Origin of the sequence: Burkholderia sp. SJZ089, from assembly GCF_007828315.1 — a bacterium.
Lineage (GTDB): Bacteria > Pseudomonadota > Gammaproteobacteria > Burkholderiales > Burkholderiaceae > Burkholderia > Burkholderia gladioli.
On record NZ_VIUM01000002.1, the window covers coordinates 447,649 to 466,121 of the forward strand.

General features: G+C 69.3%; 18 protein-coding genes. 9 read left to right on the forward strand and 9 right to left on the reverse strand.

Translation table 11 applies throughout. The features are described 5' to 3' along the window. Window positions 1–25 precede the first annotated feature (25 nt). Together FB600_RS05055 and FB600_RS05060 are read right to left on the reverse strand one after the other, a co-directional pair. Window positions 26–424 (reverse strand): VOC family protein, encoded by a 399-nt coding sequence (locus tag FB600_RS05055; RefSeq protein ID WP_046581949.1) that lies wholly within the window; start codon window positions 422–424, stop codon window positions 26–28. Window positions 425–595: 171 nt separating this feature from the next. Beyond that, entirely contained in the window at window positions 596–970 is a 375-nt protein-coding gene (locus tag FB600_RS05060; RefSeq protein ID WP_052747534.1) for a c-type cytochrome, read from the reverse strand. A gap of 297 nt (window positions 971–1,267) precedes the next feature. Here FB600_RS05060 and FB600_RS05065 point away from each other — a divergent pair, with 297 nt between their 5' ends. Continuing rightward, a complete protein-coding gene (locus FB600_RS05065; protein WP_181164066.1) occupies window positions 1,268–2,101 on the forward strand; it encodes an AraC family transcriptional regulator in 834 nt (277 codons plus the stop codon). 83 nt (window positions 2,102–2,184) lie between these two features. Continuing rightward, entirely contained in the window at window positions 2,185–3,282 is a 1,098-nt protein-coding gene (locus tag FB600_RS05070) for a threonine aldolase family protein (protein ID WP_145756333.1), read from the forward strand. Between the two features lie 52 nt (window positions 3,283–3,334). Here FB600_RS05070 and FB600_RS05075 read toward each other — a convergent pair whose 3' ends face one another. The 5 genes from FB600_RS05075 to FB600_RS05095 form a co-directional block, all read right to left on the reverse strand. Then, window positions 3,335–3,706, reverse strand: coding sequence for a DUF779 domain-containing protein (locus FB600_RS05075; RefSeq protein WP_013699610.1), 372 nt, complete (start codon window positions 3,704–3,706; stop codon window positions 3,335–3,337). A gap of 52 nt (window positions 3,707–3,758) precedes the next feature. Continuing rightward, on the reverse strand, window positions 3,759–4,199 hold the full coding sequence (locus FB600_RS05080; protein ID WP_036034854.1) for a tautomerase family protein: 441 nt from the start codon (window positions 4,197–4,199) through the stop codon (window positions 3,759–3,761). Window positions 4,200–4,350: 151 nt separating this feature from the next. Continuing rightward, entirely contained in the window at window positions 4,351–4,785 is a 435-nt protein-coding gene (locus tag FB600_RS05085; RefSeq protein WP_046581863.1) for a MarR family winged helix-turn-helix transcriptional regulator, read from the reverse strand. A gap of 157 nt (window positions 4,786–4,942) precedes the next feature. Continuing rightward, window positions 4,943–6,130, reverse strand: coding sequence for a thiolase family protein (locus FB600_RS05090; protein ID WP_025099398.1), 1,188 nt, complete (start codon window positions 6,128–6,130; stop codon window positions 4,943–4,945). A gap of 327 nt (window positions 6,131–6,457) precedes the next feature. Beyond that, window positions 6,458–6,958, reverse strand: coding sequence for a winged helix-turn-helix transcriptional regulator (locus FB600_RS05095; RefSeq protein ID WP_046581868.1), 501 nt, complete (start codon window positions 6,956–6,958; stop codon window positions 6,458–6,460). A gap of 125 nt (window positions 6,959–7,083) precedes the next feature. Between FB600_RS05095 and FB600_RS05100 the strand changes: the two genes are divergently transcribed. Further along, the gene (locus tag FB600_RS05100) at window positions 7,084–7,470 is read left to right on the forward strand and encodes a lysozyme inhibitor LprI family protein (RefSeq protein WP_046581870.1); all 387 of its coding nucleotides are present in this window, start codon (window positions 7,084–7,086) and stop codon (window positions 7,468–7,470) included. Between the two features lie 118 nt (window positions 7,471–7,588). On the opposite strand, the gene FB600_RS05105 is transcribed toward FB600_RS05100, so the two are convergent. Together FB600_RS05105 and argG are read right to left on the reverse strand one after the other, a co-directional pair. Continuing rightward, on the reverse strand, window positions 7,589–8,131 hold the full coding sequence (locus tag FB600_RS05105) for a hypothetical protein (protein WP_145756334.1): 543 nt from the start codon (window positions 8,129–8,131) through the stop codon (window positions 7,589–7,591). A gap of 187 nt (window positions 8,132–8,318) precedes the next feature. Continuing rightward, complete coding sequence (gene argG, locus FB600_RS05110; RefSeq protein WP_017921466.1) at window positions 8,319–9,662, reverse strand: argininosuccinate synthase; 1,344 nt, start codon at window positions 9,660–9,662, stop codon at window positions 8,319–8,321. Window positions 9,663–10,005: 343 nt separating this feature from the next. On the opposite strand from argG, the gene FB600_RS05115 reads away from it, so the two are divergent. The 6 genes from FB600_RS05115 to FB600_RS05140 all read left to right on the forward strand — a co-directional run bounded on the left by FB600_RS05115 (window position 10,006) and on the right by FB600_RS05140 (window position 18,397). Beyond that, window positions 10,006–10,380: a hypothetical protein gene (locus FB600_RS05115; protein WP_046581873.1), complete on the forward strand. Its 375-nt coding sequence runs from the start codon at window positions 10,006–10,008 to the stop codon at window positions 10,378–10,380. A 117-nt stretch (window positions 10,381–10,497) separates the two neighbouring features. Further along, window positions 10,498–11,421: a LysR family transcriptional regulator gene (locus FB600_RS05120; RefSeq protein WP_047836880.1), complete on the forward strand. Its 924-nt coding sequence runs from the start codon at window positions 10,498–10,500 to the stop codon at window positions 11,419–11,421. Between the two features lie 9 nt (window positions 11,422–11,430). Further along, window positions 11,431–12,105 (forward strand): response regulator transcription factor, encoded by a 675-nt coding sequence (locus tag FB600_RS05125; RefSeq protein ID WP_096750079.1) that lies wholly within the window; start codon window positions 11,431–11,433, stop codon window positions 12,103–12,105. 308 nt (window positions 12,106–12,413) lie between these two features. After that, a complete protein-coding gene (locus FB600_RS05130; RefSeq protein ID WP_096750078.1) occupies window positions 12,414–15,668 on the forward strand; it encodes an efflux RND transporter permease subunit in 3,255 nt (1,084 codons plus the stop codon). Further along, window positions 15,658–16,863, forward strand: a complete 1,206-nt coding sequence (locus tag FB600_RS05135) for an efflux RND transporter periplasmic adaptor subunit (protein ID WP_098153532.1) — start codon at window positions 15,658–15,660, stop codon at window positions 16,861–16,863. Before FB600_RS05130 ends, FB600_RS05135 begins: the two co-directional genes overlap by 11 nt. Further along, complete coding sequence (locus tag FB600_RS05140) at window positions 16,856–18,397, forward strand: efflux transporter outer membrane subunit (protein ID WP_098181498.1); 1,542 nt, start codon at window positions 16,856–16,858, stop codon at window positions 18,395–18,397. Before FB600_RS05135 ends, FB600_RS05140 begins: the two co-directional genes overlap by 8 nt. The last annotated feature ends 76 nt before the right edge of the window (window positions 18,398–18,473 follow it).

Below are 18,473 nucleotides of genomic sequence, written 5' to 3' on the forward strand. Positions count from 1 at the left end.
GCAGTGATGCGGGCCGGCTTGTCGATCAGCGGTAGTGGCCGTGTCGTTCCAGTACCTCGATCTTGTAGCCGTCCGGATCCTCGATGAAGAAGAAGCGGGCGATCAGTTCGCCCTGGCCGTCGCGGAACTCCTTGAGATCCCTCGGCTGCATGCCGAGCGAGATCAGCCGCGCGCGCTCGGCGGCCGCGTCGTCCACCACGAAAGCGACATGGCCGTAGCCGTCGCCATGCGTGTAGGCCGGCTCGCGGCCCTTGTTCCAGGTGAGCTCGAGTTCGGCTTCGGCCTCGGCATTGCGCAGGTAGACCAGCGAGAAATCGTCGAAGTCGAGCCGGTGCGAGGGCAGCAGCCCGAAGGCCGCCTCGTAGAACGCGAGCGAACGATCGAGCTCGCGCACGCGCACCATGGTGTGGATCAGCTTGGCCATGCGGTGCTCTCCTGGAGGCGCGATGCACATGCCGGGTAAGGCGTGGACGCGCGCCGGCGCGCGCGTGAAGTCGGTGCCGTTGCCGCGGCGCATCGGCCGGCGATGATCGGGTGGCGTCTTGCCATGTCTGGCTCCTTTGCGTGAATGGAAGGGCGGGCCGTCACGCGCGCCTCACTTCGGCCCGAGCGTGGCGATGTAGGCAGCGAGGTCGTCGATATCCCGGTCGGACAGGCCCTGCGCCATCGGCTGCATCATCTGGGCGGTGCCGCCGTTGCGCTGGCCGCTCTTGTAGGCGTGCAGGGCGGCGGCCACATAGGCCGCGTTCTGGCCGCCGATCTTCGGGAAGGCGGGCGAGGTGGGCAGGCTGCCGTTCGCGCCATGGCAGGCCACGCAGGCGCCGAATCGGGCCTGGCCCTGGGCGGGATTGCCCACCGCCTGCGCGCCGCCGGCCGCGCCCAGGCAGGCGAGCGCCAGCAGGGCCGGCGCGAGCCGTCGAGACGATGCACCCGCAATACCTGAAGCCGCGCTGCGACGAATTCGAATCATGCTTTGTCCTGTTCTCGTGGGGATGGGCCATGCATGAACGCCAGCGTAGCGAGCGCGGCCGCGGGGCTGGTAATACATGGCTAAATCCTGCCTAGGGGTTTCCCGCATGAACGCCTCGCACGCGCCGGGCTTTGCTGCACGGCAGCGAGGCCTGAGCATCGCTACCCTCGACCCGGTTGCGGAAGCTGGCGGCTCGTTCCCGAATTTTTCGAACTTGACGCGGTGGAAGATGTACCTACAATCGCCCGCATGCCCTCGCGGGCCGTATCGCGTTTCTTTCGAATCACACACATCGAGATGAGAACCTCGCGTGCCTCCCCCAACCAGGCCAGGCTCTGGCGCGAGCCCGGTTTCGCCGACGCGGAACTGCTCAGCGCCAGCTACCGCACCCACCGCTTCCCGCGCCACGCGCACGACGCGTTCGCGATCGGCGTGATCGAGCGCGGCGCGCAGGCCTTCCTCGATGGACGCGGCCGGCGCGCGATCATGCCGGCCGGCAGGCTGTGCGTGATCAATCCTGGGCAGCTTCACGAAGGGCGGCCGGCCGGCGAGGATGGCTGGGACTACCGCATGGCCTATATCCCGAGCGGGGCCCTGCTCGAGCTGCTGCGGCGGGCCGACGAAGGCTTTCGCGGCGAACTGCATTTCCCCGAGCTGGTGATCGACGACGCGCCGACGCTGCGCCTGTTCCTCGAAGCGCATCGCTGCTCCGAATCGTCCGACGCGAGCCGGCTGGAAAAGACCTCACGCCTGAACGCCGCCGTGTTCCAGCTGATCGGCCGGCACGCCAGCCTCGCGCCGATGACGCCGCCCGCGGCGGCCCTGCCCGGCGCCGTGAAGCGCGCCCGCGACTACCTCGATGCCTACCTGGCCGAGAACCCCACGCTCGACACGCTCGCCGAGGCCGCCGGCATGAGCCCGTATCACCTGCTGCGCGAATTTCGCAAGGCGATCGGCGTGGCGCCGCACGCCTGGCTGGTGCAGCGCCGCGTCGAGCGCGCGCGTCACCTGCTGCTGCGCGGCCTGCCGCTGCGGCAGGTGGCGATCGAGGTCGGCTATTGCGACCAGGGCCACCTGAGCCGTGAATTCCGCCGCTTCTTCGGCGTGCCGCCCGGCCTCGCTCGCCGCTGAAATCCGCAAGATTGTCCAAAGCGGCCGGCATCGCACCGGCCATGCTGTGCCTTTCGACCCATCGGCCCCAGGAGGTGCCCACCATGATCGATCTGCGCAGCGATACCTGCAGCCGCCCCACGTCCGCCATGCGCGAGGCGATCGCCTCGGCCGAGGTGGGCGACGACGTCTATGGCGACGACCCGAGCGTCAAGGCGCTGGAGCGCGAAGTCGCCGAATTGCTCGGCAAGGAGGATGCCGTCTACATGGTGACCGGCACCATGACCAACCAAGTCGGCATCCGCGCGCATACCGAGCCCGGCGACGCGGTGCTGTTCGACCAGCAGGCGCACGTCTACATCCTCGAGGGCGGCGCGCCGGCCGCGATCTCCGGCGTGCTGCCGCGCCTGCTGCCCGGTGCGCGCGGCATCTTCACGCCGGAGGACGTGGCAAACGTGCTCGGCGTGTCGCATCGCTTCTTCCCGGCCACCATTCCGGCGCCGCCGAAGCTGCTGTGCCTGGAGAACACGCACAACCTCGGCGGCGGCAAGGTCTGGCCGCTCGACTCGCTGAGGGCCGTCTGCGAACTGGCGCGCTCGCGCGGCCTCGCGCTGCACCTGGACGGCGCCCGGCTCTGGCACGCGACGGCCGCCACCGGCATCGCGGAAAGCGAATACGCGAGGCATTTCGATTCGGTCAGCGTGTGTTTCTCGAAGGGATTGGGCGCGCCGGTCGGTTCGGCACTGGCCGGCTCGCGCGAGTTCATCGCGCGGGCGCGCCGCTTCAAGCAGCAGATCGGCGGAGGCTTCCGGCAGGCCGGCATGATCGCGGCCGGCGCGCTGCATGCGCTGCGCCATCATCGCGAGCGGCTGGGCGAGGATCACGAACATGCGCGGCTGCTGGCCGAAGGCATCGCCGGCCTGCCCGGCATCGCGCTCGATCCCGCCACGGTGGAAACCAATATCGTGCGTTTCGGCGTCAGCTCGCTGCCGGCCGGGCGCTTCGTCGACGAGCTGCATGCGCGCGGTCTGCATGTGCTGGCGTCCGGCGCCGACGGCGTGCGCGCGATTCCCTACCTGAACATCACCCGCCGGCAGATCCAGGAAGCGATCGGCATCATCGCCTCGGTGGCCGAGGCCCACGCGGGCAGCGCCGGCTCGATGGGCGGCCCAACCATGCAGAAGGGCGGCGCCGGGTACTGACAGTGGCGATCGAGCGGGCGGCCGCGTCTCGTCTGTCGAGCCGCCGCCCCCTTCAGCGGCGCATCCCGAGCTGCTCCAATTCCTCGTCGCTGAACAGCCGCGAACGCGTCAGGAAGCGCATGCCGGTCGGCTGCTCCAGCGAGAACATGCCGCCGTTGCCGGGAATCACGTCGACGATCAGCTGCGTGTGCTTCCAGGATTCGTACTGGCTGTCGCTCATGTAGAAGGACATGCCCTCGATCGACCCGAGGCAGACGTCGGAGCCGCCTATGATCAGTTCGCCATCCTGAAGGCACATCGGCGCGCTGCCGTCGCAGCAGCCGCCCGACTGGTGGAACATCAGCTTGCCGTGCTTCTCGCTGAGCGTCTGGATCAGCTTGCGGGCCGCGTCGGTGGCAACGACGCGCGGCGGCAGTTCGGACATGGCGATCTCCTCCGGTGGACACGGCGCCGCGAGAGGCGGCTCCGATGCGGGTTCACTGGCCGATGCCGACGAGATAGGCGCGATCCTCGTCGGGCATGGCCTGCAGCCAGTTCGCCTCCTCGCCGGGCTCGGGCAGTACCCTGCCGTACTCGACCATCTGCGAAGGCGGCACATCGGCAATGTACACCCAGACGGCGCGCGGCTCGGCCTGCGCGGCGCGCGTCACGAGCTCGACGATCGCGTCGAGCAGGCGCCGCTTCTGCTCGGCGTTGCGGCCGGCACGGATCTGCCCGTTCACGTGGATCTGGTCCGACTTCAAGGGACGGCCGCCGAGGAAGTGATCGCCCTCGGCGATCGGCACGAAGATCACCTGCGCGAAAAAGCCCTGCGCGCCGGTGGCCTGGCTGTGCGCCTCGGTGATGCCGGCCGCGATCCGCGCCTTCTGCTGCGCGTCGAGGCGGCCTGCCGCCGCCGATACGACATAGGTTGGCATGACGTACTCCCGATTTCCCGATAGATGGATGTAGCTGCATCTTTCTGGCCATATGATCAGATCGATGCCGATTGGTTGTAGCTACATCTCATGTTACGGTCCGCCGCGCCGGACAGACAGGCGGGGTTAACCCGCCATCCTCGCCGCGCGCCTACTTCGCGTCGCTGGCGGCCTGCTGCAGGGATTCGAGCGCCTGCAGCAGGCGCTTGTTGGCGGGGCCCTTCATGAACTTGCGCACCTCGTCCTCGACCTTGTCCTGCGCCTCGCGCCAGTAGGGCTCGGCGCCGCGCAGCTTGGCGATGCCGCGCTTGCTGAGGCGGGCGACCTTGAAGCGCGCGTCCTCGTCGGACGAGGTATCGACCCAGCCGGCCTCGATCAGGATCTTCAGGTTGCGGGAGATGGTGGTCTTGTCGAGCGCGGCCTCGGCGGCGATCTCGGTGTAGGTGGCCGCGCCGAGCCGCTCCAGCGCGCGCAGCAGGGAGAACTGCGTGATCTTGAGGCCGGCGGGACGCAGCGCGTCGTCGTAGACGCTGGTCAGCGCATTGGCCGAGCGCCGGAATTGCGTGCAGTAGCAGTCTGTGAACATGGTCGGCGGGCGCGGCAATCGAGTGATGTGATTGCGGCCGACACTACACGCGAAGAAAACGCATGTCAAAAACGGCAAGCGCCGCCGGCGCGGCGTCCCGCGAGGCGGCGAGGCCCCGTACAGGCCCCGCCGCCCCGCCGCGCGCCGGCCCGGCGCCTTACAGCGTCTCGAGCGCCAGCGCGATGCCCTGCCCGCCGCCGATGCAGAGCGTGACCACGCCGCGCCGCTGGCCGCGCCGGCGCATCGCGTGGATCAGCCGCGTGGCGAGGATCGCGCCGGTCGCGCCGATCGGGTGTCCATGAGCCACCGCGCCGCCCTCGCTGTTGACGATGTCCTCGGCCAGGCCCAGCGCGCGCAGCGCCACGATCGGCACGGCCGCGAAGGCCTCGTTGATCTCGATCGCCTCGATGTCGCCGATGCTCCAGCCCGCGCGCGACAGCGCCTGGCGCACCGCCGGCACCGGCCCGTAGCCGAACTGGCCCGGCTCGACGCCGGCCACGCCCCAGGCCACCAGCCGGGCGAGCGGCTCGATGCCCTGCTTCTCGGCGAAGGCGCGATCGGCCACCAGCATCGCCGCGGCGCCGGTGTTCAGGCCCGGCGCGTTGCCGGCCGTGATGGTGCCGTCCTTGCGGAAGGCCGGGCGAAGCTGGGCGAGCTTCTCCTGGGTGGTATCCGGGCGGTTGTGCTCGTCCTGCACGAATTCGATCTGCTGCTTGCCGGCCTTGACGTCCAGCGGCACGATCTCGGCCGCGAAATGGCCGGCGCGCTGCGCCTCGGCGAAACGCTGCTGCGAGCGCGCCGCCCAGCGATCCTGGTCCTCGCGCGTCACGTGGTGCTCGGCGACCAGGTCCTCGGTATGCCAGCCCGAATGCTCGCCCGAGAAGGCGTCGAGCAGGCCGTCGAGCAGCACGCTGTCCTGCATGGTCGCGTCGCCCATCCGGTAGCCGCGGCGCGCGCCGGCCAGCAGATAGGGCGCGCGGTCCATGTTCTCCATGCCGCCGGCGATCGCGGCCTCGGCGGTGCCCAGCAGCACCTCCTGCGCGGCCGAGACGATCGCCTGGGCGCCCGAGCCGCAGACGCGGTTGACCGTCAGCGCCGGCACCGCCACCGGCACGCCGCCGTTGACCGAGGCCTGGCGCGCCGGGTTCATGCGATTGCCGGCCTGCACCACGTTGCCGAGCACCACGCTGCCCAGTTTCGAAGGATCGACGCCGGTCTGCGCCAGCACCGCCTTGATCACGTGGGCGCCGAGATCGGTGGCGGGAATGTCCTTGAGGGTGCCGTTGAAGGTGCCGATGGCGGTGCGCAGCGGCGCGGCCAGGATGATTTCACGGTTGAGGGTCACGATTGCATGCCTCCTGCTTGGGCCGGCGGCGCCGGCTGACTCGGTTTCAGGGAACACCACATTCAGTATCGTCATTGTAGTGATTTCCCGGTGTCGCTGCCGTGGCGAGCCGCGAGAGGGTGGCGAACGGGGACGGACCCGGCTGGCGCGGCCGGGCTCGGGCAATCAGGCAAGGGGGACGGCGGCACGAAAGGGATGCCGCACCGGGAGGAACAGGAAAGCCAAGCGCCGGGCCCGGGTCGCCTGGCAGGGCGGGAAACGGGGGGTGAACGCCAGGAAGCTGGCTAATGCAGAGGTGGCTGCGCCGTGCGGAGGTGGCTGCGCCGCTCAGTTCGTCTCGTCGAGTTCGGCGAGCGTCTTCAGGCGCTTGAGCGTGGTCTCGGACGCATGGCGCCCCGGCACGAAGGCATGCGTCTCGCGGCTCAGCACCTTGCCGGTATGACGGTCGATCAGCACCGGATCGACGGCCTTGCCGGTTTCGCGATCGACGAAATCGACGCCCCAGGGATGGCCCTTGACGTGGCGGCGCCCCCAGGCGAACAAGGTGATCAGCACCGGCGCGAGCCCGCGCCCCTTGGCCGTCACGCGATACTCGTCGCGGCTCGATTCGGGCGTGCTGCGCACGCGCTCGAGCAGGCCGCCCTCCACCAGATCGGACAGGCGCTTGGACAGCATGGTGGGCGAGATCTCGAGGCTCTCGCGAAACTGCTCGAAGCGCGTCGAGCCCTGCATCGCGTCGCGCAGGATCAGCAGGCTCCACCATTCGCCGACCTGCTCCAGCGCCAGCGCCACCGCGCAATCCATTCCGGCCAAGCTCTTCCGTTTCATCGCTGTTCCTGCTTCCCGCCCTGGTTCGTGCGGAAAGTATAGAAGATCCGCCCGCCCGCGCCACCGACAAGCTGCCTCGGCGGCACGGGTATCATCGATGGCTCCCCGAACCGATCGGAGCCGACATGCCCTATCCCTCTTGCCTTGCCCGCCTTCGCCCCGGCACGCTGCGCGCGGCCGGCCTCGCGCTGCTGCCGCTGTTGATCGCCCTGCCCCTGGCCGCCCAGGCCGCCAGCTTCGACTGCAAGCAAGCCAGGCAGGCCGACGAGCGCGCGATCTGCGCCTCGCGTGCGCTCAGCGAGCAGGATGTGGAGATGTCGGTGCGCTACGAGATGCTGATGGGGCTGGTGGCGATGGGCACCCGCGGCGACATGGGCGAGGCGCAGCAGCAGTGGCTCAAGCGTCGCGCGCGTTGCGGCGCTTCGCAGTCCTGCCTGGCCACCGCCTATCGCGAGCGGATCGACGCGCTCAAGCAGCAGTATCGCCAGTTGCAGAGCCGCGGGCCGTTCTGAGCAGGCGCGGCGGGCGCCGGAGATCGCCGCCTGTCGGCTGTCGGCGTAAACGCAGACGGCCCCGCCGCGAGGGCGAGGCCGCAGGAAAAGGCGATCGGGGCGGCGCGCCGCCCGGCGCTCATTGCGCCTCGGGCTCGCCCGCTTGCCGGCGCAGCCGCCAGGCCTGGCGCGGCAGCACGATATAGATCGCGCCGATCATGTTCAGCACCAGGAACACCAGCTGTCCCACGGCCATCACCACCGACGCCTTGCCGACCACGGCCTGCAGCAGGTAGGACAGCACGTTGACCGCCATCGACACCACGATGGTCCAGCCCCAGGTGGTGAGACCGAGCATCGCCGCCTGGCCGAAGCTGTAGTCGGGCGGCACGCTGAGCTGGTGCTTGGCGAAGGCGCGTCGTGTCATGTAGCCGATGATCGGGATGCACAGCAGGCTCACCACCAGCAGGACGCCCCCGCCGACGAGCACCAGCGCGCCCATCGAGTTGACCAGCGACGACAGCCAGTTCGCCTCGCCATGCTCGGCGCGCACGATGGAATAGAGCACGAAGCCGCCGGCGACCAGCCAGATCGGCAGCGTGGCCAGCGTCTGGCGCCAGATGCAGGACCACCACAGCGACAGGCGGCGGCCGAAGGACATCTCGGGAATCATGGTGAACATGGTGGCCTCTCTCTTTCGTTCTGCTTGGATTCGGACAGCCGATGCAAGGTCTTGCTCGACACGCGCATGCCCCTGCGCGAAGCCCCGCGACACACGCCTCTGGTGCGCGCGCCGCGGGGCCCGGGTACCGCGAGGCGCGGCGGCCGATGCCCCGGCCGCCGCGCCCGTCGCCAGCTGATTCGCCAGCTTACTTGCCGGCCTTCTCGTCCTGCTTGATCTGCGGCAGGGCCGACGCCTCGCCCGGCGTCAGCAGCCCGACCTGCGAGTACACGCGCAGCTTGTCGCGCGTATCGGTGATGTCGAGGTTGCGCATCGTCAGCTGGCCGATCCGGTCGCGCGGCGAGAAGGTCGAGGCGACCTTCTCCATCGACAGGCGCTCCGGCGCGTAGGTCAGGTTCGGCGAGATCGTGCTGAGGATCGAATAATCGTTGCCGCGACGCAGCTCGATCTTCACCTCGCCGGTGATCGCGCGCGCCACCCAGCGCTGGGCCGTCTCGCGCAGCATGATGGCCTGCGGATCGAACCAGCGGCCCTGGTACAGCAGGCGGCCGAGGCGGCGGCCGCTCTCGCGGTACTGCTCGATGGTGTCCTCGTTGTGGATGCCGGTGACCAGGCGCTCGTAGGCGATGTAGAGCAGCGCCAGGCCCGGGGCTTCGTAGATGCCGCGGCTCTTGGCCTCGATGATGCGGTTTTCGATCTGGTCGCTCATGCCCAGGCCGTGGCGGCCGCCGATGCGGTTGGCTTCCAGCAGCAGCTCGACCTGGTCGGCGTATTCCACGCCGTTCAGCGCGACCGGGCGGCCTTCCTCGAAGCGCACCGTCACTTCCTCGGCGGCGATCTTCACGTCGTCGCGCCAGAACGCCACGCCCATGATCGGGTTGACGATCTTGATGCCCGACTCCAGGCTTTCCAGGTCCTTGGCCTCGTGGGTGGCGCCCAGCAGGTTCGAATCGGTCGAATAGGCCTTCTCGGCCGACATCTTGTAGCCGAAGCCGGCCTTGTTCATGAACTCCGACATCTCGGCGCGGCCGCCCAGCTCGTCAATGAACTGCTGGTCCAGCCAGGGCTTGTAGATCTTCAGGTCCGGGTTGACCAGCAGGCCGTAGCGGTAGAAGCGCTCGATGTCGTTGCCCTTGTAGGTGCTGCCGTCGCCCCAGATGTTGACGCCGTCTTCCTTCATGGCGGCCACCAGCATGGTGCCGGTCACGGCGCGGCCAATCGGGGTCGTATTGAAATACGTGACGCCGGCCGTCGAGATATGGAAGGCGCCCGATTGCAGGGCGGCGATCCCCTCGGCCACCAGTTGCGCGCGGCAATCGATCAGGCGGGCGTTCTCGGCGCCGTATTCGCGGGCGCGTTGCGGGATCGCGTCGTAGTCGGCCTCGTCGGGCTGGCCGAGGTTCGCGGTGTAGGCGTAAGGCACGGCGCCCTTGATCCGCATCCAGTGCAGCGCGGCGCTGGTATCGAGACCGCCGGAGAAGGCGATGCCGACCTTCTGGCCGGTCGGGAGACTTTCAAGAATCGTGGTCATGACGAGGAAACCGATTAAATCGTGATCGAAAGGAGGAGCGCGTAACCCGTAAGTATCGGCGGTGCCTGATTATGAGGCAAGTCTTGTCGCCGGCCCGAATGCCGCCAGGGATATAGGGAAAATCGCCGCCGGGCGCCCGCCCGGCGCGGATCCGGGCCGAACAGGCAGCCCGCCATCCCAATTTGGGACGAGGAAGCCCGCCGTCGGCGGATCGACGCCGGCGGGGCGCTCGGCGCCCCGCCGGTCCTTAAACAAAATTTCATCCGACGATACGGTTGTTTCAGAAATGGCCCCGGCAGGCGGTCCGATAATCGACGCATCGTGACCTGGACAGGAGCCGGAGATGACACGCCCGATGAGTATCGAAATGATCAACGAATACGGAAAGCAAGCCGTGCTGGTCTCGATCGATCGAGCCTCGGTGATCCTCGATCCCGCCGACGTCGACGCGGTGATCCAGTACCTGAGCCTGCTGCGCGCCTCGATGCAGCCGGCCGTGCCGGAGACGCCCTCGCGCTCGGAGCAGTACGTGGTCGAGATGGATCCCTGCTGGTACACCGAGCAGCACGCGCTGTACGGCGGCGCGGTGCTGTTCCTGCGCCATACCGGCCTGGGCTGGAGCGGCTTCGCGCTGCCGCCGCGCAGCCTGGAGCGGCTGCACGAATCGCTGGGCCGCCACCTGGAGGAGCAGCGCGAGACCGCCGGCCTGCCGAACTGAGGCGCGCCGCGCCTCGTGCGCGGCGCGCGATTCTGAAAAAACCTTCATGTTCCGGGCGGCGAGTTGTTAACGCCACGCGCCGATCATGGATGCATCGCAATCGTTGTTCACACAACCATGAACCAGCTCCAGGCGATGCGTGTCTTCACGCGTGTAGTCGATCTAGAAAGCTTCAACCTCGCGGCGCGCCAGCTCGGCATGTCGGCCGCGGCCGTCACGCGCAGCGTCGGCATGCTGGAGGCGCACCTGAACATGCGCCTGCTGAACCGCACCACGCGCAGCCTCTCGCTGACCGAGGCGGGCCGCGAATACCTCGACGGCTGCCGCACCATCATCGAGAAACTCGACGAGATCGAATCGAACCTGGTGCGCGCCACGCGGGACCCGCGCGGCACGCTGCGGGTGGCCGCCTCGATGAGCTTCGCCGCCGGCGGCCTGGGCGAGCTGCTGGCCGCCTACCGGCTGCAGCATCCGCGCGTGGGTTTCGACGTGACCACCTTCGACACCCATATCGACATGGTGGAAGGCGGCTACGACGTCTGCTTCTCCGACGACCGCCGGCTGGTCAGCGCCACCCTGGTGTCGCGCGCGCTGACCACGGTGCGCGAGGTGCTGGTGGCCTCGCCCGCCTATCTCGCGCGCCACGGCACGCCGGCTGACCCGGGTGCGCTCAACGAGCACAGCCTGCTGACGGTGTCCGACGGCACCGCGCGCACCTGGGAATTCGCCGACCGCGACGGCGTGTGCCGCGTCTACACCGGCCAGGCGCTGGCCTCCAGCGGCAGCGCGATGGTGAGGGTGGCCGCGCTCAGCCACATGGGCATCGCCCTGCTGCCCGAGCCACTGGTGGCGGGCGACCTGGCGCGCGGCGACCTGGTCGCCCTGCTCGACGGCCACGCGGCCAACGGCGGCCCGCGCAGCATCTCGATCCTCTACCCGGGCCGCAACTATCTGTCGATGAAGGTCCGCAGCTTCATCGATTTCGCGGTGGGACGCTATCGCGGCGCGGATCGCGCCGCCACCTTGCGCGCCGTCGCCTGATACCGCTCCATGTCGAAGATCCTGACGATCGAGGACGATGTCCTGATCGCCGACAGCATCGCGCGCCAGCTCCACGCGCAGGGCCATAGCGTCGACGTCGCGCGCACCGGCCGCGAGGGCATCGCCAAGGTGATGGCGGGCGACTACGACGCCGTCACGCTCGACCGCATGCTGCCCGACCTGGATGGCCTGGCGATCCTCTCCACCATGCGCGGGGTCGGCCTCGACACGCCGGTGCTGGTGATGAGCGCGATGTCCGAGGTCGACCAGCGCATCGCCGGGCTGCGCGCCGGCGGCGACGACTACCTGGTCAAGCCCTTCTCGCTCGACGAGATGGTGGCGCGCCTGGAGGTGCTGATGCGCCGCCGCCCGCGCAACGCGCACGCCGAGACGGTGCTGCGCGCCAACGGCATCGAGCTCGACCTGGTGCGGCGCACCGCGATGCTCGGCGCGCGCGAGCTGGACCTGCTGCCCACCGAGTTCCGCGTGCTCGAATTCATGATGCGCCACGCCGGGCGCGTGCTCACGCGCACCATGATCTTCGAGGGCGTGTGGGGCTGCCGCTTCGATCCCGGCACCAACCTGATCGACGTGCACGTCGGCCGGCTGCGCCGCAAGATCAACCGCGCCGGCGAGAGCCCTCTGATCCGCACCATCCGCGGCGCCGGCTACATGCTCGGCTGAGCGCCGCGGCGCCATCCTCGCCGCCGACATCACGATGCTCCGCCCGTGCGGGGCATCGTCGTTCTGGTTGCGCGCGCAAGCATTCATCGTCGCTTCATCGGCATGTCACGCATGACGGCCAAGGCCCGGCACGCAAGCGCGCCGCCCTCGCCGCGATCGCGCCGGGCCATGAAACTTCTTTCATGTTTTTAGCGGCAGGCTGTTAGGGCGTGCTCCCCAGAATGCTGTCGTCGGCGCGTGTCCGCGTTTTCCCCAAGCGGCCGCGCCAGCCCCTCACCCGAACGACGCTTTCTACGGAGCAGCATCACATGCTGAAAATCGTCCGGCTCGCCCTGGTCCGGCCCTACACGTTCATCGTGCTGGCGCTGCTGATCCTGCTGGCAGGCCCGCTCGCGGCGCTACGCACGCCCACCGACATCTTCCCGGACATCCGCATTCCGGTGATCAGCGTGATCTGGAATTACGCCGGCCTGCAGCCGGACGACATGTCGGGGCGCATCGTCACGTACTACGAACGTACGCTCGGCACCACCGTCAACGACGTGCAGCACATCGAGTCGCAGTCGTTCCGCAGCTTCGGCATCGTCAAGATCTTCTTCCAGCCGACGGTGGACATCCGCACCGCCACCGCGCAGGTCACCTCGATCTCGCAGACCGTGCTCAAGCAGATGCCGCCGGGCACCACGCCGCCGCAGATCCTCAACTACAACGCCTCGACCGTGCCGGTGCTGCAGATCGCGCTGACCAGCAGCACGCTGGACGAGCAGAAGCTGGAGGACTACGCGGAGAACTTCATCCGCCCGCAACTGCTGTCGGTGCCCGGCGTGGCGATCCCGACGCCCTATGGCGGCAAGACCCGCGAGGTGCAGATCGACCTCGACCCGCAGGCGCTGCAATCGAAGGGCCTGTCGGCGCAGGACGTGGCGCACGCGCTGGCGCAGCAGAACCAGATCATCCCGGCCGGCACGCAGAAGATCGGCCGCTTCGAGTACAACATCAAGCTCAACAACAGCCCGCTCGCGCTCGATGCGTTGAACGACCTGCCGATCAAGTCGGTGGGCGGCACCACCATCTATATCCGCGACGTGGCCCACGTGCGCGACGGCTTCCCGCCGCAGACCAACATCGTGCGCGTGGACGGCCATCGCGCGGTGCTGATGAGCATCCTGAAGAACGGCTCGGCCTCCACGCTCGACATCATCTCGGGCGTGAAGGCCAAGCTGCCGCTGATCGAGCAGACCCTGCCGCCGGGCCTGAAGCTGGTCACCATGGGCGACCAGTCGACCTTCGTGAAGGGCGCCGTGAGCGGCGTGGCGCGCGAGGGCGTGATCGCCGCGGCGCTCACCTCGCTGATGATCCTGCTGTTCCTCGGCTCCTGGCGCTCGACCCTGATCATCGCCGCCTCGATCCCGCTGGCCGTGCTCTCGGCGATCGCGCTGCTGGCCGCCACCGGCGAGACCCTCAACGTGATGACGCTCGGCGGCCTGGCGCTGGCGGTCGGGATCCTGGTGGACGACGCCACGGTGACCATCGAGAACGTCAACTGGCACCTCGAGCAGGGCAAGGACACGCGCAGCGCGATCATCGACGGCGCGCGGCAGATCGTGATGCCGGCGCTGGTCTCGCTGATGTGCATCTGCATCGTGTTCGTGCCGATGCTGATGCTCGACGGCATCTCGCGCTTCCTGTTCGTGCCGATGGCCAAGGCGGTGATCTTCGCGATGATCTCCTCGTTCGTGCTGTCGCGCACCTTCGTGCCGATGCTCGCGCAATACCTGCTCAAGCCGCATGCCTCGGCCGGCCACGCCTCGGGCGAGATGGCCGCGATCATGGACTCGCACGCGGGCCACGCCGGCGCGCACGACGTGCCGCCCTCGCGCAATCCGCTGGTGCGCTTCCAGCGCGCCTTCGAGCGCCGCTTCGAGGCGGTGCGCGCTTCGTACCGGATCCTGCTGGGGCTGGCGCTGACGCGCCGCAAGCCCTTCGTGACCGGCTTCCTGTGCGTGGTGGCCGCCTCCTTCCTGCTGGCGCCCTGGCTCGGCCGCAACTTCTTCCCGACCATCGATTCGGGCGAGATCTCGCTGCACGTTCGCGCGCCGGTCGGCACCCGCGTGGAGGAGACCGCCGCCGAGTTCGACCGCATCGAGAACACCATCCGCGGCGTGATCCCGCCCGCGCAGCTACGCGAGGTGATCGACAACATCGGCCTGCCCAAGAGCGGCATCAACCTGACCTACAACAACAGCGGCACGATCGGGCCGCAGGACGGCGACATCTTGATCTCGCTGTCCGAGGATCACGCGCCCACCGCCGGCTACGTGCGCAAGCTGCGCGAGCTGCTGCCGCGCGCCTACCCCGGCACCAGCTTCTCGTTCCTGCCGGCCGACATCGTCAGCCAGATCCTCAACTTCGGCGCGCCGGCCCCGGTCGACCTGCAGGTGGCCGGCCCGAACCAGGCCGCCAACCTGAAGTACGCGCGCGAGCTGTACCGCCGGATGCGCCTGATCCCCGGCATCGCCGACACGCGCATCCAGCAGGCCACCACCTATCCGCAGTTCACGGTGGCGGTCGACCGCACGCGCGCCGACCAGCTCGGCATCACCGAGCAGGACGTCACCAACTCGGTGGTCGCCACCCTGGCCGGTACCAGCCAGGTGGACCCGACCTACTGGCTCAACCCGAGGAACGGCGTGTCCTACCCGATCGTGGCGCAGACCCCGCAATACCGCATGACCACGCTCTCGGCGCTGCAGAACCTGCCGGTGACGGGCGCCAGCGGCGACTCGCAACTGCTCGGCGGGCTGGCCACCATCACGCGCGGCATCGGCGACGCGGTGGTCTCGCACTACAACATCGAGCCGCTGTTCGACATCTACGCCACCACCCAGGGCCGCGACCTCGGCGCGATCGCCACCGACATCGACGGCATCGTCAAGGCCACCGCCCACGACCTGCCCAAGGGCTCGACCGTCACGCTGCGCGGCCAGGTGCAGACCATGAACGGCGCCTTCGCCGGCCTGCTGCTGGGCTTGGTGGGCGCGATCGCGCTGATCTACCTGCTGATCGTGGTGAACTTCCACTCCTGGGCCGATGCCTTCGTGATCGTCTCGGCGCTGCCCGCTGCGCTGGCCGGCATCGTCTGGATGCTGTTCACCACCCACACGCCATTGTCGGTGCCGGCGCTGACCGGCGCGATCCTCTGCATGGGCGTGGCCACCGCCAACTCGATCCTGGTGGTCAGCTTCGCGCGCGAACGCCTGGCCGAAACCGGCAACGCGCTGGCCGCCGCGCTCGAGGCCGGCTTCACGCGCTTTCGCCCGGTGCTGATGACGGCCCTGGCGATGATCATCGGCATGGCGCCGATGGCGCTCGGCCTGGGCGACGGCGGCGAGCAGAACGCCCCGCTCGGCCGCGCCGTGATCGGCGGCCTGGCCTGCGCCACGCTGGCCACGCTGTTCTTCGTCCCCGTCGTGTTCAGCCTCGTGCATCGGCGCGACGCGCACCAGCACGACGGCACCCGCGCTTCCTCCTCTTCCGCGTCCGGAGCTTCCCATGTCCACTGAGATCGAAATCAAGTCGCCGAAACGGCTGCCCAACCTCAAGCTGGTCGCCGCGGTCGCCGCGCTGGTCGCGCTCGGCATCGTGGCCACCGGCATCGCCGGGCGGGTCCACGCGAAACAGGAACTGACCGGCTGGTCCGCCGCGCAGGCGGTGCCGACCGTGGTGGCCTACACGCCCTCGAGCGGCGCCGACGGCACGTCCCTGGTGCTGCCGGGCCATCTGTCGGCGTTCGAGAACGCGCCGATCCACGCGCAGGTGTCGGGCTACCTGCATGCCTGGTACGCCGATATCGGCGCGCACGTGAAGTCCGGCCAGTTGCTCGGCCTGATCGACACGCCCGAGCTCGACCAGCAGTTGCAGCAGGCGCGCGCCGACCTGCAGAGCTCGCTGGCCAACGAGAAGCTGGCGGCCTCCACCGCCGCGCGCTGGACCCGCATGCTGGCGCAGGATTCGGTCTCGCAGCAGGAAACCGACGAGAAGACCAGCGACCTGGCCGCCAAGCAGGCGATCGTCGCGGCCAACCAGGCCAACGTGCGGCGCCTGGAGGCGCTGGAAGCCTTCAAGCGCATCGTCGCGCCCTTCGACGGCGTGGTCACCGCGCGCAAGACCGACATCGGCCAACTGATCTCGGCCGACCAGGGCACCGGGCCCGAGCTGTTCGCGGTATCCGACGTGCACCAGTTGCGCGTCTACGTGAGCGTGCCGCAGAACGAGGCTGCCGCGATCCATCCCGGCATGAACGCCACGCTCACCGTGCCCGAGCACCCGGGCGAGACCTTCCACGCGAAACTGGTCGACACCGACGATTCGATCGCCGGCGCCACCGGCACCCTGCTGGTGCAGTTGATGGTGGACAACCAGGACGGCAAGCTGATCCCCGGCGAATACACCGAGGTGCATTTCGCGCTGCCCGCCGGCAGCAGCCACGCGCTGACGATTCCCGCCAGCTCGCTGATCTTCCGCCAGGCGGGCCTGCAGGTGGCGGTGGTCGGCAAGGACAATCGCGCGGTGCTCAAGCCGGTGACGATCGGCACCGACTTCGGCACCCACGTGCAGATCGCCACCGGCCTCGCGCCCGACGATCGCGTGATCGACAATCCGCCCGACTCGCTGTCCAACGGCGACCCGGTGCGGCTCGCGCCGCCGGTCGGCACGGTCGCCTCGACGACCGGCAAGACGGAGCAGGCCAATGGGTAAACGTCGGCTCTGCGCGATGCTGGCCGGCGTCGCCTTTCTTTCCGCCTGCTCGTTCGCGCCCGTCTATCACGCGCCGCGAACGGCGCTGCCGACCACCTTCAAGGAAGCCGGCGGCTGGCAGACCGCGCAGCCGGCCGACCGCATCGAGCGCGACGGCTGGTGGAAGGCGTTCCGCGATCCGGCGCTCGACAAACTGGAGATCCAGGTGGCGGCGGCCAACCCCGACGTGGCCGCCGCCGTGGCGCGCCACGACGAGGCCAGCGCGCTGTTCGACCAGGCCCGCTCGGGGCTGTTTCCGACCCTCGGCCTGGGCGCGCAGATCTCCAGCAACCGCGCCTCGGCCACGCGCCCGCTGCGCGGCGCGACCCAGCCCGACATCTACGGCGCCAACACGCTGGATGCCGGCTTCGACTACGACCTCGACCTGTGGGGCAAGGTACGCAACGAGGTGGCCGCGGGCCGCGCCGACGCGCAGGCCGCCGCCGACGACCTGGCCTCGGTGCGCCTGAGCCTGCAGGCGAGCCTGGCCACGGCTTACTTCAAGCTGCGCGGGCTGGACCAGCAGCAGAAGCTGCTGGCCGACACGATCGACACCTACCAGCGCGCGCTGAAGCTGACGCTGAGCCGGCACGCGGGCGGCATCGCCTCCGACCTCGACGTCTCGCGCGCACGGACCCAGCTCGATTCGGCGCGCGCCTCGGCCGAGGACGTGCGCGCGCGCCGCGCGCTCTACGAGCATGCGATCGCCACCCTGGTCGGCGTGCCGGCCTCCGCGTTCTCGCTGGCGCCGGACCTGACGGTGGCCTACCTGCCCGCGATCCCGGCCGGCATCCCCGCCACGCTGCTGCAGCGCCGCCCCGACGTGGCGGCCGCCGAGCGGCGCATGGCGGCCGCCAACGCGCGGATCGGCGTGGCGCGCGCGGCCTTCTTCCCCGACATCACGCTCGGGCTGATCGGCGGCTACCAGAGCTCGGGGCTCGGCCACTGGCTCAGCGCGCCCAACGAGATCTGGTCGATCGGGCCGAGCCTGGCGCTGACGCTGTTCGACGGCGGCCGCCGCCAGGCGATCACCGACCAGGCCCACGCCAAGCTGGCCGAGAACGGCGCGCAGTATCGCGCGGTGGTGCTGGCCGCCTGCCAGCAGGTGGAGGACAACCTCGCGCTCACCCATCACCTCGGCGACGAGGCCGACCGCGAGCAGGAAGCGCTCGACGCGGCCGAGCGCACCTTGCAGTTGTCGATGTCGCGCTACCGCGATGGCGTGGTCAGCTACCTCGACGTGGTGACGGCGCAGACCACCGAGCTGAACACGAAGATCACCATGCTGGAGCTGGATACGCGCCGGCAACTGGCGGCGGTGGGCTTGATCGCGGCGCTGGGCGGCGGGTGGTCGGTGGATCGGGCGGCGACGATGGCCGCGACGACCGACAAGGCGAACGCGGCGCCAGGCGCAAAGCCGGCCACGCCGGTGCCGGCGGCGATGCCGGTTTCGACCACGCGGCCGAACCTGGCGACGGCGCGCTCGAGCAGCTAGATCTCGCGCGACATGTGTGGTGCGTGTCGCGTTTTCAGGCACCCGTCGCGAGGCGGGTGCCGTTTTTTTGGCCGGC